Consider the following 503-nt stretch of genomic DNA (forward strand, 5'->3'; position numbering starts at 1 on the left):
CCAATCTCGCCGAGCTTCAGCACACCGCAGTCCAGAATATTTAAAGGAAATACGTAAAGAATCCAGAAAAGAAGGTTTTGGACTTACAGAGGCCTATAACGAATCACAACATATCATAGAGGCGTTTAGAGCAACTCCACTTTCTTACTATTCACGTAAACACGCCAAGGTAGATAAATCCCCTAAAGTAATCCATGATGATTGTGAAAAGCCAAATATAAAGAAGCTTGAAGCACACCAAATCTCAATGCTATTTGGATTAAAGAAAGAAATTTCTATCAAGCATAATGGCATGATCAAAACGGACATTCAAAAAGGGGAATATATCTACCATGTGGATGATTTCGAGGTGATGAGCCAGGAGAAACAAGTGGTTATGAGTTACGATCTGGAGGATTTAACCAACGTTCACTTATTCAAGCAAAAAGGCGATATGCTAGTGTATCTAGGGGATGCCGAACTCTTTGAGAAGCCACAACCTTATGGGCCACAAGCAGAACACG

1 pseudogene is annotated in these 503 nt (G+C 40.2%); it reads left to right on the forward strand.

Annotated elements, in window-relative coordinates:
• Positions 1-503, forward strand: a pseudogene (locus tag FOF46_RS32195) (Mu transposase C-terminal domain-containing protein); the annotation flags it as partial.

It is taken from the genome of Aquimarina algiphila (assembly GCF_007489275.1).
Taxonomy (GTDB): Bacteria; Bacteroidota; Bacteroidia; order Flavobacteriales; family Flavobacteriaceae; genus Aquimarina; species Aquimarina algiphila.